Annotated in this window: 11 protein-coding genes; 3 read left to right on the plus strand and 8 right to left on the minus strand. The window is 69.4% G+C overall.

Annotated features, from left to right (window positions below):
* Positions 1-16: 16 nt before the first annotated feature.
* The 4 genes from ACWPN8_RS32550 to ACWPN8_RS32565 form a co-directional block, all read right to left on the minus strand.
* Positions 17-1,045, minus strand: coding sequence for an ABC transporter transmembrane domain-containing protein (locus ACWPN8_RS32550; protein WP_492243796.1), 1,029 nt, complete (start codon positions 1,043-1,045; stop codon positions 17-19).
* Between the two features lie 169 nt (positions 1,046-1,214).
* A complete protein-coding gene (locus tag ACWPN8_RS32555) occupies positions 1,215-1,751 on the minus strand; it encodes a class I SAM-dependent methyltransferase (protein ID WP_492243797.1) in 537 nt (178 codons plus the stop codon).
* 145 nt (positions 1,752-1,896) lie between these two features.
* On the minus strand, positions 1,897-3,201 hold the full coding sequence (gene hmgA / locus ACWPN8_RS32560) for a homogentisate 1,2-dioxygenase (RefSeq protein ID WP_492243798.1): 1,305 nt from the start codon (positions 3,199-3,201) through the stop codon (positions 1,897-1,899).
* Between the two features lie 130 nt (positions 3,202-3,331).
* A complete protein-coding gene (locus ACWPN8_RS32565; protein WP_492243799.1) occupies positions 3,332-8,539 on the minus strand; it encodes a two-partner secretion domain-containing protein in 5,208 nt (1,735 codons plus the stop codon).
* 558 nt (positions 8,540-9,097) lie between these two features.
* Between ACWPN8_RS32565 and ACWPN8_RS32570 the strand changes: the two genes are divergently transcribed.
* Positions 9,098-9,718 (plus strand): ParA family protein, encoded by a 621-nt coding sequence (locus ACWPN8_RS32570; protein ID WP_343049806.1) that lies wholly within the window; start codon positions 9,098-9,100, stop codon positions 9,716-9,718.
* A gap of 17 nt (positions 9,719-9,735) precedes the next feature.
* Positions 9,736-10,479 (plus strand): DUF3102 domain-containing protein, encoded by a 744-nt coding sequence (locus ACWPN8_RS32575; protein WP_492243800.1) that lies wholly within the window; start codon positions 9,736-9,738, stop codon positions 10,477-10,479.
* 27 nt (positions 10,480-10,506) lie between these two features.
* On the opposite strand, the gene ACWPN8_RS32580 is transcribed toward ACWPN8_RS32575, so the two are convergent.
* Positions 10,507-11,070, minus strand: a complete 564-nt coding sequence (locus ACWPN8_RS32580; RefSeq protein ID WP_492243801.1) for a hypothetical protein — start codon at positions 11,068-11,070, stop codon at positions 10,507-10,509.
* 277 nt (positions 11,071-11,347) lie between these two features.
* On the opposite strand from ACWPN8_RS32580, the gene ACWPN8_RS32585 reads away from it, so the two are divergent.
* Complete coding sequence (locus tag ACWPN8_RS32585) at positions 11,348-12,256, plus strand: LysR family transcriptional regulator (RefSeq protein ID WP_109449348.1); 909 nt, start codon at positions 11,348-11,350, stop codon at positions 12,254-12,256.
* A 16-nt stretch (positions 12,257-12,272) separates the two neighbouring features.
* Here the strand turns inward: ACWPN8_RS32585 and mmsB are convergent, their stop codons facing one another.
* Genes mmsB through ACWPN8_RS32600 form a run of 3 tightly spaced genes read right to left on the minus strand, consistent with a single transcriptional unit; the run spans position 12,273 to position 15,910 of the window.
* The gene (gene mmsB / locus ACWPN8_RS32590) at positions 12,273-13,154 is read right to left on the minus strand and encodes a 3-hydroxyisobutyrate dehydrogenase (RefSeq protein ID WP_492243802.1); all 882 of its coding nucleotides are present in this window, start codon (positions 13,152-13,154) and stop codon (positions 12,273-12,275) included.
* 53 nt (positions 13,155-13,207) lie between these two features.
* Entirely contained in the window at positions 13,208-14,353 is a 1,146-nt protein-coding gene (locus tag ACWPN8_RS32595) for an acyl-CoA dehydrogenase family protein (RefSeq protein ID WP_492243803.1), read from the minus strand.
* A 57-nt stretch (positions 14,354-14,410) separates the two neighbouring features.
* Entirely contained in the window at positions 14,411-15,910 is a 1,500-nt protein-coding gene (locus ACWPN8_RS32600) for a CoA-acylating methylmalonate-semialdehyde dehydrogenase (protein ID WP_492243804.1), read from the minus strand.
* Positions 15,911-16,026: the final 116 nt, after the last annotated feature.

A 16,026-nucleotide genomic window follows, 5' to 3' on the forward strand; every position in this document is an offset into this window, starting at 1 on the left:
AGCCGCAGCGGGGCCTTCAGGTCGGTCGGGGTGGCGGGGGTCGGTGTGGCCCAGTCGAACAGGAAGGGGGAGAGAACTGCTCGGCGATCTGCTCGTACTTGATCTGGGCGTCGATCATGTTCTGGTAATAGTCGAGCAGCTCCTTCCAGGGCGCCGTCAAATCCTTGAAGGCGGAGAGTGCCGCCACCAGGGCGCCGATGGTCATGTTGCCTTGCAGGACCAGATAGCCGCCGATGGAGAACAGGAAGAAGGGCGTGATCTGATTGATAAAGTTGTTCAGGAACTTGACGAAATACTTTCGCTTGTAGATCTCAAGCCTGATCCAGTAGATGCTGCCGAGGTACTGTGAGAATTCGGCCAGGACATAGCGGACGGTGCCGTTGACGCGGACCTCGCGGATGTTCTCGACGCTTTCGCCGATGCGTTCGGACAGCTGGCGGACCTTGCGCACCCGCTCCTTGCCCAGCAGCTTCACCTTCAGCTGAAGCTTCGGGATGATGTAGGCCTGCACCGGGATGAGGGCGACCGACACCAGCCCGATGGTCGGCTGCTGGATGAACAGGAACAGCAGGATGGTGAGCATCGTGCCGCCCTGGTAGAGCGGCTGGGCGAAGGAGTCGCCGATGAAGCCGGCCAGCGGCTCGGTCTCCGACGCGACGGTGGAGATCAGCTCCCCCTGGCTGACCTTGGAGAAATGCGGCAGCGGGAAGCGCAGCATGCGGTCGAGCAGGATGAAGCGCAGGCGCCGCACCTGCCGTTCGCCGACCACGCCCTTGAAGGTGTTGATCCGCATCTTGAAGGCGCCGTTGGCGAGCACCAGCGCCAGGAAGGTGAAGCAGAGAACCAGGAGGTAGGTCACCGGCCCCATGGCGACGCCGAGGATCTCGCGTTCCGGCTGCGGGTCCGACAAGGCCCGGTTGATGATGATCTTCGGCAGTTCCAGCGAGGCGTAGAGCACCGGGAAGGAGGCGACCGTCAACAGGGCGAGCAGGATCTGCTGCCGCCCGCTGTGCTTCCAAATGAACTGAAAAATGTTGCGGTTCATCAATGGCCTTCAGCGTCGCGGCCTTCAGCGTCGCAGCCGTCGCCGGCCGCCCCTGTCATGCAGCGGAGGATGAGGGGAAATAAATGGGCGTGGCCCGGTCCGTTTTCCAACGGCGCTTTTGCCATGCGCCCTTTTTCAATCCACCCTGCTTCGATCCACCCTGCTCCGCTCAGCTTTCCACCCTCCAGGCATGGTAGGTCCAGCGTTCGTCGGGCGGCAGGTCGAGCCGGGTCCAGTTGGGACGGTCCAGCGGCCGGTCGGACAGCACGACGCCGCCGGGCAGCACCAGCGCATCGATCAGCGGCGCCAGCCACGCCGCCTGCGCGGCGTCATGGTTGCGGTCGGTGCTGCCGAAATCGGCATGGGCCAGCCGGGCGCAGCGGCCGAACCGCTCCGCCGCCGCCGGCATGGTCTCCTTGAAATCGCCGACGAACAGGCGGTCCTCGTCGGGCGTCAGCTCCGGCGGCACGCGGACCCACATGTCGAAGACCAGGATGTCGCGCGGCGGGAACAGGTGGCGCAGATGGTCGAAGGTGCGGCCCTTGCCCAGCCCCACCTCCAGCACCAGCCCGTCGCGGCCGGCGACCTCACGCTCCGCCCAGGCCAGCGCGTTGCGCTGCACCGTCATGCGGTCGATCATCCGGTCGAGCAGAGACCGGCTTTCCCCGCCATTGCCACCATCACCATTGCCAACACCGGCCGCCATCGGCCCTTCTCCCCTTGCCAAGCGCCCGAATGGCACGGGTGCAGTGTGGAAGTCCGCGCGCGCGCCGTCGAGACAAATTGTCGCGTGGTCGGGAGCCGGCGGCCGTCCTGTCGCCCTGCCCTGCCCTGCGTCCGGGACGCTTCCTTCAGGGACGGTTGGGGTCGAAGCGCTTCGCCAGCCCCTGCCAGCAGCGATAATAATCGTGCTGCAACTCCGCGGTTTCCAGGGCGTGGCGCGTGGGACGGATCACCGCACGGGTCTCCACCATGAAAGCCATGGTGTCGGCGACCCGCTGCGGCCGGCTGGTGTCGGCGGCCGTCGCTTTGGCGAAGGTCTCGGCATCGGGGCCGTGGCCGCTCATGCAGTTGTGCAAACTGGCGCCGCCGGGCAGGAAGCCCTCCTCCTTCGCATCGTAGACGCCATGGATCAGCCCCATGAACTCGCTGGCGACGTTGCGGTGGAACCAGGGCGGACGGAAGGTGTCCTCCTGCACCAGCCAGCGCGGCGGGAAGATGACGAAGTCGATGCTGTCGACGCCGGGGGTGTCGCTGGGCGAGTGCAGCACCAGGAAGATCGACGGGTCGGGATGGTCGAAGCCGATCGAGCCGATGGTGTTGAAGCGGCGCAGGTCGTATTTGCAGGGCGCGTGGTTGCCGTGCCACGCCACCACGTCCAGCGGCGAATGGTCGATGCGGGCAGTCCACAGAGCGCCGTCGAACTTCGCCACCAGCTCGAAGTCGCCGTCGACATCCTCGTACCAGGCGTCGGGCGTCAGGAAGTCGCGCGGGTTGGCAAGGCCGTTGGAGCCGATGGGGCCGAGGTCCGGCAGGCGGAAGGGCGTGCCGAAATTCTCGCAGACATAGCCGCGGCCTTCGCCGTCCGGCAGCTCGACCCGGAAGCGGATGCCGCGGGGGATGAGCGCGATCTCCTGCGGCTCGACCTCCAGCACGCCAAGCTCGGTGAACAGGCGCAGGCGGCCCTGCTGCGGCACGATCAGCAGCTCGCCGTCGGCATCGTAGAAGAAGCGGCCCTCCATCGACCGGTTGGCGGTGTAGAGATGGATGCCGCAGCCGGTCTGCGCCTGCGGCCCGCCGTTGCCGCCCATGGTGACGAGGCCGGCGATGAAGTCGGTCGGTGCGTCCGGCATCGGCGGCGGGTTCCAGCGCAGCTGGGTCGGCGGGGCCGGCACCTCGTCGAAGCGGCTGGTCAGGCGGCCGGACTCCAGCGGGCGGAAGGGTTCGTGCACCACCGCCGGGCGGATGCGGTAGAGCCAGGAGCGCCGGTTGTGGGCGCGGGGGGCGGTGAAGGCGGTGCCGCTGATCTGTTCGGCATAGAGGCCGTAGGGCGGGCGCTGCGGCGAGTTGCGGCCGACGGGCAAGGCGCCGGGCAACGCCTCGGTCGCGAATTCGTTGCCGAAGCCGGACCGGTAGGTGAATGCGGAGGACGTCATGCGGGCTGCTCCCTTCTGCGAGGAGCGCCGGCGGCAGGCGCCGGGCGCGACCATTTGCCGCTGATATAGTTTCTTTTGAAACTATGCGCCAGGGGAAAATGGGGGTGGCCGCTGCGGGAGCCTTTCCCCCTCAGTTCATCGGGCGGTCGGGCAGGTCCAGCAGGAAGTCGCCGCCCTCGTCGTAGCCGGCGGTGCGGATCACGCCGTATTGCGGGGTCTGCGGCGCCTCGCTGGTCACGTCCTGGCGGACCTCCTGATAGAGGGCGTAGCCGCTGCTGTCCTTCGGCAGGCCGAGCACCCGCTTCTTCAGCGCCACCGCGAAGGGGGAGTTCACCTCGCCGTCGGCGACCGGCTCGTCGCCGCCCGACGACAGGGCCATGACCGAGCGGCGCTGCCGCATCTCCGTCTCGCTGGCGAGGCGGCTGGCGTCGACCTTCTGCTCCTTGGTGAAAGCGCCGGAATAGCAGCTGTCCGACACCACCATCACATGCTTGGCCGGCATGCGGCTGAGGAAGCGGCCGATGTCGTTGTTCGACACCCAGTTGCGGGCGCTGGTCGTCTCCGCGTCGGCCGGCAGCCAGTAGCCGGTGCCGGTCTCCGCCAGCTCATAGCCGTGGCCGGCGTAATAGACCATCACCTGGTCCTGCTCGCCGACCTCGCGGCCGAGCTTGCGCAGGGCGTCGCCGATCTGCGCCTTGGTCGGGTTGCGCAACACCCGCGTCTCGTAGCCGAGCTGGTCGTTCAGCGCCTTGCCCACCGCCTTGATGTCGGCGTCGGGCGTGGCAAGCGCCGGGATGGCGCCGTCGCGGTAGCTGTCGACGGCAATCATCAGGGCGATCTTGCGCGGCTTCGGCGGGGCGGCCGGGTCGGGAGCGGCGGTGGCGCTGTCGATGGCGATGCGCTGCTCCGTCGTCTTGCCGGCCTCGTCGGTCATGGTCAGGGTGGCTTCCTTCGCCCCCGGCTCCACCGGGATGCTGGTGCGGAACTGGCCCTGCTCGTCGATGAAGACCCAGCGGCCGTTCACCCGCGCCTCCGCCAGATTGGCGCTGTCGGCGACGACGCCGCGCAGCGTCATGGTGCCGCCGCGGGTGCGGCCACCCTGCGCCTGCCGCAGGCTGGGCAGGGCCGAGGCGGCGGACGGGCGGCCGAGCATGTCCGCCGCCGCCGGGTTCGCCACCAGCTGGCGCAGCGCGCCGGAGAAGGCCTGGGTGCGCTGTTCGCGCTCGACCCGCTGCACCATGGCGAGGTAGGTGCGGGCGACCTGGGGCGGCAGGCTGGCCTGCGCCGCCGCGGCACGCACCTGGGCGTAGCCGCCGGGCTGGCCCGACGCGCTGTTCTGCAAAATGCCGCCGACGCGCGACGCCACCGGGTCGCTGCTGGCGGTCAGCCCGCCGATCAGGGTGGCCACCGGCACGCTGGCCAGCACCGCGCGCTGTTCGGCCAGCGACAGGCCGCCGCTCGCCAGCGCCGTCACCGCCTGGACCATGCCGCCGTTGCCGGCCGCCTGGATGAGGCTGCCGGCCGCCGCCTGCACCTGCGGGGAGGCCAGAAGCTGCGGCCCCGGCTGCGACAGGGTGGCGCCGGAGGAGTAGGCCGCCGTCGCGTCCGCCGTGAAGGAGACCGAGCGGCCGGAGGCGAGCACGACCGTCGCCGGGCCCGGCGGCGGCGGCGGCGAAGGCGGGGCGCCGTTGGACGGGGCGCTGTTGGAGGCGGAACTGCCGCCGGCCGACTGGGTGCCCTGCCCTGCTGTGGTCTGGGTGGCCGCGGTCTGGGTGGCCGTGCCTTGGTTGGCCGTGCCCTGCTCCAGCGTCGCCAGCAGGGTCTGCGGCGTGGTCGCGCCGGCCGTGGTTCCGGTGGCCGTGGTTCCGGCGGTCGCGCCGGTGCCGGTCGTGGCGGTGGTGGTGGTGGTCGTTGCCGGGGTCGTGGCGATCTGGGCCACCGTTTGCAGCGCCGCCTGCACGAAGCTGGAGGCGGACGCGGCGGACTGGCTGCCGCCCGTCGTGGTGGTCGTTCCGGTTTCCGGGGACGCGGTGTCCGTCGTTCCGGTGCCTGTCGTTCCCGTGCCCGTGGTTCCGGTCCCGGACGTGTCCGTCCCGGTCCCCGTCGACGGGGTGGTGGTGGTCGGCGTGCTGGTGGACGGCGTATCGGTTCCGCCACCGCTTCCGCTGTCGGTGCCCGGAGTGGTCGGCGTCGTCGGCGTCGGGTCCGTCACCGGCGGCGTTAACGGCGGGGGCGGCGGTGGGGGAGGTGGGGGAGGTGGCGGCGGAGGAGGAGGAGGAGGAGGAGGTGGGGGCGGCGGCGGCGGAGCCGGCGTGCTGCTGATCGTCACGGCGCCGTTTCTGTACAGGGCGGAGGCGGTCCCATGGGGGCCGGCGGTCCCGGCGGTGCCTTGCAGCGACACCTCTCCGGCGGCGGCCACGATCTGGATGTTGCCGTTGTTCTCGGCGTCCAGCCCGATGCCGGCGACCTCGAAATCGGCGGACGAGGCGCCGCCCTTTCCGGCGATGGAGACGCCGCCCGACGAAAGCAGCCCCACCCTGCCCTGGAGCATGACACCCCAGGACTCGATGGAGTCCGCTTCGCTGGCATCGCCGTCGATCAGGATGGCGTTGGCGGCGGTGGAACCGGCCGTGACGGTCGGCCCGCCCTGGTCGTTGCTTTCGATCAGCACCCCGGCGTTCCGGCTGTCGGACCGGGAGGTCGCCTTGCCGTGGATGGCGATCCGGCCGGTGGCGGCGCCGATGGTCGAACTGCCGTTGATCAGCACGCCGTGGGTGCCGCTGCTGTACCCCTCGCCCTCGCCGCGGATCGAGATGGAGCCGTGGCCGGTGTAGAGCGAGCTGTTGGCGATCGACACGCCGGCCCAGTCGCCATAATCGGCGCTGGCCGCCATGCTCGCCGGATCGCTGCCGCCGCCCAGGACGATGTCGCCGCCTGCGGTCGCGATGCTGCTGCTGCCCAGGCTGATGGCGCCGCCGTTGCCGCTGCGGTTGCTGTTCAGCGTGACCGGCCGGTCGGCGGCGACGATGTGGCTGTCCATCAGGGAGATGCCGGACGCCGCCCTGAGCGTCACGGCACCGTCGGAGGTCAGGCTGCTGTCGTCATCCAGGAACAGGCTGCCGCCCGACTCCAGCGTGATCGGGGCATTGCCGTTGCGGATGACGGCGCCGCTCAGCTGGATGTCGCGGCTGGAGTTGGCGCCCGCCCTGATGTCGATGGCCCCGTTGCCCTGCACGGTGATGGAGGAGTCGTCGGTGACGCGGATCGCATCGTTGCCTTGGGAACTCTCGCCATGCCCCTCGGTGCCGGTGATGGAAACGGCGCCGCCCCCGGTCTGGAGTGCCGAGGACGACAGCAGCACGCCGACATTGTCGCCGTAATAGATGCCGTTGCCGCCCTCCCCGTTCAGCGTGATCGAGCCGGTCCCGGTGGTCAGCTGGCTGTCGTACAGCACGATGCCGTGGTTGCCGCTGCCGTTGTTTTCGCCGCCGGCGCCGTTGATCAGGATGGAGCCGGCGCCGGTCGAGACGATGGTGTCGTGGAACTCCACGCCGGCCCGGTCGGAGCTGGGCGAATAGCCGCCGGATATGCCGGTGGCGGGCTTCATCGCCGGGTTGGAGCCGCCGCCGACGATGAAATTGCCGCCGTTGGTGGTGATGGCGATGGGCGACGTGCCGGAGGTGGCCGCCGTCCGCACGATGCCGTTGCCGGAGCCGGTCGCGGCGTTCAGGGTGAGGGTGAGGGCGCCGGCACTGGACACGATGCTCTGGTTGACGACGATGTTGCGGTGGGCCTTCAGCGTCAGCGACGCATCCCCGCCGGCCGACTTCGTGATCGCCTGATCGATGGTGATGTCGCCGGCATCGGTCCCCGTCGATTCGGTTTGCAGCGTGACGCTGGTGCCGCCGTTTAGCGCGGTCTGGATGGTGTCGGCGGTGATGGTGCCGCCGGTCGCCGCCACTGTGAGGTCGGTCGGGTCGAGCAGCCAGAAGCCGCCGACGCCTGTCCCCTGCCCTGTTCCGGACCCGGCATCGACGCTGCCGCGCACATGCAGCGACAGCTTGCCCGACGTCTCGACGAAGCCGCCGCTGCCGCCGGCCGCCCCGCCGCGGGCGGACACGGCGCCGTCGAAGCGGGTGCTGCCGTCGGCCCACACCACCACCTTGCCGCCCTTGCCGCTGTCGATGGCGTCGGCGGCGATGCTTGCCCCCTGCGCCACGACGGTCTCGGCGGAGGGCGGCACCGGCTTGCGCGCCGGGCGGATGGCGTAGCCGGCCAGCGTGGCGGCCGATGCCCTGCCGCCCTGCACGTCGCCGCCGATCAGCACCTCCCCGCCCCCGGCGGGACCGGAGGCGGTGATGCGGGCGGTGGCGGTCAGCGCCGTGCGGTTGCCCGACACGGTGACGGAGCCGCCCTTCTGACCGGCGCCGCTGCCGTTGGCGTCGATGCTGCCGGAGACCTCGACCTCGCCGCCGTCGCCGAGCAGGACGATGTCGCCGCCCTGCTGCTCCACCCGGCGGGCCTGGACGGTGCCCGACATGTTGACGACGCGGTCGACCAGCCCCTTGGCGGCGCTCGCCGTCATCTGCACCCGGCCGCCGTCGGCGAAGATTTTGCCGCTGTTGCTGACCAGTGCCTCGACCGGCTTGCCGTCGGCGCCGACGGGGCGGGCGTCGGTCTTCGTATCGGATTGGGCGTCCACCGCGATGTTGATCTTCTGGTCGCCGAAGAGGTCGACGACGAAGCGGCGGCCCGAGGCCAGCGTCACCTCGCCCATGCGCGCCTGGATGGTGCCGCGGTTGGCGACGCCGGGGGCGACCAGCGCCGCCAGCCCGGCCTGGGCCACCGTGATCGTGCCCTCGTTCTCCACCGTCGCGGTGGAGCCGGCGCGGCCTTCGAAATTGTAACGGCCGGCCATGAAGTCGGCGTTGCGGATGTCGTGTGTGGTGGCGACCAGCCCGCCGACATCGACCCGGGCGTTCGGACCGAACAGGATGCCGTTGGGGTTGACCAGCCAGACCTGCCCATTCGCGGTCAGCCGCCCCATGATCGCCGACGGGTCGGAGCCGGTGACGCGGTTCAGCGTGATGGCGGCGGCATCGGGCTGCTGGAAATTGGTGTGCTCGCCGTCGCGGATGCCGAAGCGCTGCCAGTCGATCACCGCCTTGGGCGTCGACTGGATGATGTCGAGCCGGCCGGGGGCGGTCGTGTGGATGGTGGCGGCGCCGTCGGTGACCACGCCGCCTTCGGGGTTGGCGAGTGCGGGGAGGGGCAGGGCGAGGAATGCGGTCAGGATCGCCAGGCGCGCCGCCCCGGCCAGCGCCGTACTGTGGCGCAAGGCAGCCCGGCGCCGCGTGCCGTCCCGTCGGAACGCCGTCTTGTCAACTGCCCGCTCGCCAACCGTCGTCCGCCCCGATCCCCGCATCACCGACCCAACCCCCATTGCCGCCGCCGACTCTTGCGGGAAGGCAATACGCTGTTCAAAACCCTGGAATGCGAAACATTTTAGCGACCGCGCGCCGGTACGGAAATCCCGAAAGTGGTGACAGATTGTTTCGTGGCGGCAACAGAGGCGGTCGGGCCGGGGCAGGAACAAGCGTTACCGGTAACGGAAATGGCGGCGAAGCGTTACCGGTAACGGCTTTGGCGGTACAGAAACCGCCTATTTCCATGGCGCAGGTGCCGCCTTTGCCCTTTCGGGGAGCGGGGCGATCCGCTAAGAAGAAGGCCATCAGACGACTGGCACGCGATGCAGGGGGAACAGATGGCCGATCCGACCGCCGTCGCCACAAGGAAATCCGCGGGCAAATCCACAGGTAAATCAACCGGCAGGCCGGCAGCCCAGGGCGCCGACGGCACGGTAAACAAGGCTGCGCCGCTGCCTGCGCGCTGGGTGGTGTATAGTGCGCCGAAGGGCGGGACCGGCAAGACCACCAGCTGCAAGAACACCGCCGTCGCCGCGGCCAAGGACGGCATGCGGGTGGCGACGCTGGATTTCGATCCGCAGCGCACGCTGGGCCAGTGGCACGAGCTGCGCCGTCCGCACGATGTGGCGTCCATCGACCATTACGAAGGAACGCTGGACGACATCGAGGCGGCGCTGGCCCAAATCGATCCCGGCCGCTACGACGTTGTCTTCGTCGACACGCCGCCGTCGGTGGAGCTGTATCCGGAGGCGACCAAGATCCTGCTGCGTCGCGCCGACCTTGTGCTGGTGCCGACCGGGGTCGGCCGCTTCGACAAGATGAGCGTCATCCCCTGGATGGAGTTCCTGCGCGACTATGGCCGCCCCGCCGCCTTCCTGCTGAACCGGGTCAAGCGCCGGTCGGTCAGCCTGCGCGAAGCGAAGCTGGAGCTGGGCCGGGTCGGCCGGCTGGTGCCGCACGAGGTGCCGGACATCGAGGACATGCACCGGGTCGACGATGTCGGCTGCTCCATCGTCGATGTGGGTGCTGTCAACGGCGCCGACGAATGCCTTGGCGCCTGGTACTTCATCCGGCACGAGCTGGGGATCTGAACCCGGGGGATCTGATTATGGCCAATGTGAAGTCCTTCATGAAGAAGGTGGCGGAGCAGGGCAAGGCCGCTCCCCCGCCGGATGCCAAGCCAGAGGTAGCGTCTACGCCTGTGCGGTCAGGGGCCGCCGTGGCGCCGTCGAAGGCGGACCGCCGGGCGTCGGATATCAGCGACGCCATCGTGCCCTGCCACACCCGGCAGGAATTCGCCCAGGAAATCCGCTATCACTGGAACCGCAGCCGCAAGGAGTTCCTGTCGATCGGCCGGTATCTGAACCGCGCCAAGGAAATCCTGCCGCATGGCGACTTCGAGGCGATGATCGAAAGCGACATGCCGTTCTCGGTCGAGACCGCCTTCCGCTTCCGCGCGGTGGCGGAGGCGGTGGACACCGGCCGGCTGTCGCTGGACGTGCTGCCGGGGGCGGAAAGCGTCGCCTACCAGATCGTCACCATGACGCCGGACGAGCTGGAGCGCGCTAAGGCGCAGGGGCTGATCCGTCCCGATGTGACCCGCCGCCAACTGATCGACTTCAAGCGCTCGCTGCGCCCGCCGAAGGACGTGACGCCGAACGACCGGCGCCGGCAGCTGCTGGCCGACTATGCCCGGCTGCGCGTCCGCATGGCGGAAATCCGCGACGAGCTGCGCCGCGATCATGGCATCGACCCGGAGCATGACGATCATGGCCGGTCGGGCCGCACCGGCGTCACCATCGATGTCGAGGCGGAGGATATCGGGGCAGACGCCGAGGACCAAGGGCGGTAAAGCTGGCTGTCCCGGCTTTACCGCCTGTCAGTGGTTGTGCGAGGTGTGGGAGGCGGGGCTGTCGTCGCCGCGGCGCGACGGCGGGCTGCCGCCACCCAGCAGGTTGGTCAGCGACCGGAAATCCCGCTGGAAACTGCTGAAGAAATCGGCGTCGCCGCCGCGCGACGTCCGGGCGCGTGAACTGGCCAGGCTGTGGCTTTCCGGGCCGCCGACGCTGCGGCCGCTGCTGCGGATGCGGCGCTCCGGCGCCTTCGGCTTGCGCGCGGGCGTGAGCAGCGGCGGGGGAGGGGCTTCCGGCAGCGCTGCGGTTTCGGGGGCGCGAGCGAAGGCGTCGCCGCACAGCCCGCGGTCGGACGCCTGTTCCAGGCGGCCCGGATCGAGCCGCCAGCAGTCGAAGGCGCCGGTCTGCGGCTTCGACGGTGCGGGGGCGGGCAGGGGAGCGGCGGACTGCTGGTATGCCTCCTGGGCCTCCGGTGCCGACAGCAGCGGTTCCGCCGTGGCCGGGCCTGCGGCAGGCATGACGAGCAGGGCCGCAAGTGCCGCCACCATCACCGATCCGCTGACCCCCGCCGTCCGGCCTTCGCCCGGCATTCCGTATCCTCTTGCTGGTCGCATCGCCGTCGCTCAACAGATAAACGCAATGGAGTGCCAATTCGTCCGCGCGAAATGGGGGCGCTGCCCCGGAAGATGCGGTACCCCTTCGGATCAGGCTCTTTCGGCCATCCACCAATGTTTGGGGGGAAGGGGAGTGCGGCCCGGCGGGTGATGGTGTCGCAGGGGCGGGTTGGCACTCTTGTCAGGCGGGCGGCTTGATGGGAGAGTCCGGCCCCTCATCCACCTTGCAAGAACGGACGGCGCGCCGGCGGACATGGCCGATTTCAACTGGAACGACCTGCGCTTTTTCCTGGCGGTGGCCCGGGCCGGCACGCTGACCACGGCGGCCCAGCGGCTGCGCGCCGACCACACCACGGTCAGCCGCCGCATCACCGCGCTGGAGGAGGCGCTGCGCGTCACCCTGTTCGAGCGCCGGCCCAGCGGCTTTACCCTGACGCCGCAGGGCGAGCGGCTGAAACAGACGGCGGAGGTGATGGAGAGTGCGGCCCTGCTGGCCCAGGGCATGGTGGCGGACGGCGATCTGGCTCTGGCCGGTGCGGTCAGGATCGGGGCGCCGGACGGCTTCGGCAGCTGTTTCCTGGCGCCGCGGATCGGCGCCTTGTGCGAACGCCATCCGGAGCTGGAGGTGCAGCTGGTCGCCATGCCGCGTGTCTTCAGCCTGTCGAAGCGCGAGGCCGACATCGCCATCAGCCTGTCGTGCCCGCAGGAAGGGCGGCTGTTCGCACGGAAGCTGACCGATTACCGGCTGGGGCTGTACGGCACCGCCGCCTATCTGGGGTCACGGCAGGAAATCCGCAGCCGCGGCGACCTGCGCGGCCATTCCTTCGTCGGCTATATCGACGACCTGATCTTCGCCCCGGAACTGGACTATGTCGAGACGATGGGGGAGGTGGCGCCGCGCATCAAGAGCAGCAGCCTCGTCGCCCAGCTGAAGGCGACGCTGGCCGGGGCCGGCCTGTGCATGCTGCCGGCCTTCATCGCCGCCGGCGAGCCGGATCTGGTGCCGGTGCTGCCGGAAGAGGTGACGATCACCCGGTCCTTCTGGCTGATCGTTCACGAGGATCTGCGCTCGCTGGCGCGGATTTCGATGACCGCCGACTACATCGCCGATCTGGTGCGGCGGGAGCAGGCGCTGTTCCTGCCCCCGCCGGCCACAGTCTGATTTACCGCAGCCTGATTTACCCCTCGCCGCGCAGCATGCGGATGATGCCGGAGAAGTCGGCGCCGCCTTCTCCTTGCGCGTTCATCAGCGCGTAGAGCTGCGCCGCCGCGGCCCCCAGCGGGGTGGGAGCACCGGCGCCCTGTGCCGCTTCCTGGGCCAGCTTCAGGTCCTTCAGCATCAGCGCCGCCGCGAAACCGGGCTGGTAGTCGCGGTTGGCCGGGCTGGCGGGGACCGGGCCGGGAACCGGGCAATAGCTGGTCAGCGACCAGCACTGGCCCGACGAGGTCGACGACACGTCGTACAGCGCCTGATGCGACAGGCCGAGCTTCTCCGCCAGCACGAAGGCCTCGCAGACGCCGATCATCGAGATGCCGAGGATCATGTTGTTGCAGATCTTCGCCGCCTGGCCGGCCCCGGCACCGCCGCAATGGACGATCTTCTTGCCCATGGCCTCCAGGATCGGGCGGGCGCGCTCGAAGGCGTCCGTCTCGCCGCCGGCCATGAAGGTCAGGGTGCCGGCGGCGGCACCGCCGACGCCGCCCGACACCGGCGCGTCGAGCGAGGCGGCGCCCGTGCCGGCGGCCAGCGCATGCGCCTTGCGGGCGGAGTCCACGTCGATGGTGGAGCAGTCGATCAGCAGCGTGCCCGGCCGGGCCACCGGGGCGATGTCGCCATAGACGCCCAGCACATGCTTGCCGCCCGGCAGCATGGTGATGACCACCTCGGCCGCCGCCGCGATGGCGGTGGGGGACTCGCCGATGGTGACGCCGGCCGCCTTGGCCGCCTCGATGGCCGCGGGCACGAGGTCGTAGCCCACCACCTGATGCCCCGCCTTCACGAGGTTCGCGGCCATCGGGCCGCCCATGTTGCCCAATCCGATGAAACCGATCACCGCCATCGTCGCGTCTCCCGTTGCTTTGGTTTTTTGGGTTTGGTTTTTGTGGTTCGCTTTTACGCCATCCGCCCGATCTCGCTGCGCGAGACGATCAGGCGCATGATCTCGTTGGTGCCTTCCAGGATCTGGTGGACCCGCAGGTCGCGCACGATCTTCTCCACGCCATAGTCCGCCAGATAGCCGTAGCCGCCGAACAGCTGGAGCGCGTTGTTCGCCACCTCGAAGCCGGTGTCGGTGGCGAAGCGCTTCGCCATCGCACACAGGCGTGTGGCGTCCTGGCTCTTCGCATCCAGCGCCGAGGCGGCGCGGTGGACGAAGGTGCGGGCGGCCTCAAGCTCCGTCGCCATGTCGGCGATGCGGAACTGGAGCGCCTGGAAGCGGTCGAGCGTCTGGCCGAAGGCCTTGCGCTCGCTCATGTAGGTCAGCGCCTTGTCCAGTGCCGCCTGCGCACCGCCGATGGAGCAGGCGGCGATGTTGATGCGGCCGCCGTCCAGCCCCTTCATGGCGAACTTGAAGCCCATCCCCTCCTGCCCCAGCAGGGCAGAGGCGGGGATGCGGGCGTCCTCCAGGATGACGGCACGGGTCGGCTGGGCGTTCCAGCCCATCTTGTGCTCGTTGGCGCCGAAGGAGAGGCCGGGGGTGTCCGCAGGCACCAGGAAGGCGCTGATGCCGCCGGGGCCGTCCTCGCCGGTGCGGGCCATGAGGAGGTAGAGTTCGGAGCTGCCGGCGCCGGAAATGAACTGCTTGGCGCCGTTGAGGACGTAACTGTCGCCGTCGCGCACGGCCTTCGTCCGCAGCGCCGCGGCGTCGGAGCCGGCATTGGCCTCGGTCAGGCAATAGCTGGCGAGCCAGTCCATGCGGGAGAGCTTCGGCAGCCAATGGGCCTTCTGCTCGTCGCTGCCGAAATTGTCCACCATCCCCGCCACCATGTTGTGGATGGAGATGTAGGAGGCGATGGTCGGGCAGCCCTGGCTCAGCGCCTCGAAGATCACCACGGCGTCGAAGCGGCTCAGCGCCGAGCCGCCATGCTCCTCCGACACATAGATGCCGCCCATGCCGAGTTCGCCGGCGGCGCGCAGGGTGTCGATGGGGAAATGCTTCTTCTGGTCCCACTCGACGGCATTGGGCGCCAGCTCGTCGCGGGCGAAGGACAACGCCATGTCGCGGATGGCGACCTGGTCTTCGGTCAGTTCAAAGGACATGCGTCACCTCGTGCAACCCCCCTCCCGCCAGAGGCGGGAGGGGGAATGTTACGCCCATCACTCCATGGTCGGGATGACGAAGCTGGCGCCTTCCTTGACGCCCGAGGGCCAGCGGGAGGTGACGGTCTTGGTCTTGGTGTAGAAGCGCACCGCGTCGGGGCCGTGCTGGTTCAGGTCGCCGAAGCCCGAGCGCTTCCAGCCGCCGAAGGTGTAGTAGGCGAGCGGAACCGGGATCGGAACGTTGATGCCGACCATGCCGACATCGACGCGGGATGCGAAGTCGCGGGCGGCGTCGCCGTCGCGGGTGAAGATCGCCACGCCGTTGCCGTACTCATGGTCGTTCGGCAGGGCCAGCGCTTCCTCGTAGGAGTCGGCGCGGACGACGGAGAGGACCGGGCCGAAGATCTCCTCCTTGTAGATGCGCATGTCCGGCTTCACCTCGTCGAACAGGCAGCCGCCCATGTAGAAGCCGTTCTCGTAGCCCTGCATCTTGAACTCGCGGCCATCGACCGCCAGCTTGGCGCCTTCCTTGACGCCGAGATCGACGTAGGACTTCACCCGCTCCAGATGCTCGGCCGTCACCAGCGGGCCGAAATCGGCGCTGCTGTCGGTCGACGGGCCGACCTTCAGGCCTTCCACCCGCGGGATCAGGCGGTCCATCAGGGCGTCGGCGGTCTTCTTACCGACCGGCACGACGACGGAGATCGCCATGCAGCGCTCGCCCGCCGCACCGAAGCCGGCGCCGATCAGCGCGTCGGTCGCCTGGTCGAGGTCGGCGTCCGGCATCACCAGCGCGTGGTTCTTGGCGCCGCCGAAGCACTGCACGCGCTTACCGGCCGCACAGCCGCGGTTGTAGATGTATTCGGCGATCGGGGTGGAGCCGACGAAGCCCACCGCCTTGATGTCACGGTCGTCGAGGATGGCGTCCACCGCCACCTTGTCGCCATGGACGACGTTGAGGATGCCCGCCGGCAGGCCGGCTTCCAGCATCAGCTCGGCCAGCTTGACCGGCACGCCCGGCGTGCGCTCCGACGGCTTCAGGATGAAGGCGTTGCCGCAGGCGATTGCCGGGGCGAACTTCCACATCGGGATCATGGCGGGGAAGTTGAACGGCGTGATGCCGGCGACGACGCCGAGCGGCTGGCGCATCGAATAGATGTCGATGCCGGGGCCGGCGCCGTCGGTGAACTCACCCTTCAGCAGATGCGGGATGCCGCAGGCGAACTCCACCACCTCAAGCCCGCGCTGGATGTCGCCCTTGGCGTCGACGATGGTCTTGCCATGCTCCAGCGACAGCAGCAGCGCCAGCTCGTCGTAATCGCGCTGGACGAGGTCGAGGAAGCGCATCAGCACGCGGGCGCGGCGCTGCGGGTTGGTGGCGGCCCAGCCGCGCTGCGCCTGCTTGGCGTTCTCGACCGCGGCGCGCATCTCCTCGACGCTCGCCAGCGGCACGCGGGCGCGCACCTCGCCGGTCATCGGGGAGTAGACGTCGGCGAACCGGCCGGACGTGCCGGAAACCAGCTTGCCGCCGATCAGGTGCTGAAGTTCGGTGGTCATCCTATTGTCCTCCCTCGGGATTGTTTGTCACCATGTGTACCCGGGCGGCCCTTTGGGGCGACCCGAAACTTTGCGCATCGGTTGTGCAGGAATGCAGCAAGGGGTGTGCAGGACGG

It is taken from the genome of Azospirillum sp. UENF 112521 (assembly GCF_058780665.1).